Source organism: Bacillus sp. JJ664 (assembly GCF_036962205.1).
Taxonomy (GTDB): domain Bacteria; phylum Bacillota; class Bacilli; order Bacillales; family Bacillaceae_G; genus Gottfriedia.
Map to the genome: position 1 here is coordinate 6,328 of NZ_JBALMS010000181.1, position 338 is coordinate 6,665.

General features: G+C 28.1%; 1 protein-coding gene. It reads right to left on the bottom strand.

Annotated features, from left to right (window positions below; translation table 11 throughout):
- Positions 1-8 precede the first annotated feature (8 nt).
- The coding region (locus V7056_RS19745) for a DUF4309 domain-containing protein (protein ID WP_499704095.1) at positions 9-338 on the bottom strand (330 nt) is incomplete at its 5' end.

A 338-nucleotide genomic window follows, 5' to 3' on the forward strand; every position in this document is an offset into this window, starting at 1 on the left:
TTTTTTAGTTATTTTATTTTATCAAGAGAATAAAAATTCAAAACTGGATTACTACTTGATTCAGAGCCAAAGTAAAATGTTACTTCATAATCCCCACATTGGTATGTTAATGAACGTTCCGTAACCTTTTCTTCAAAATTTTCTTTTATTGGTTTACCTAGCGTGTTCTTTACCGTTACAAATGTCGATTTGTAATCAGATTTATATGGGTAAATATCAATAATTTTCTTTGTTTTTTCATCTATATCTATTGATGCAGTTTTAAACCTCAATGTTGTACCTGGTATATTTTTATCTACAGGTTCACCTAAAAGTTTTATTGCATCTTCAATTGATGC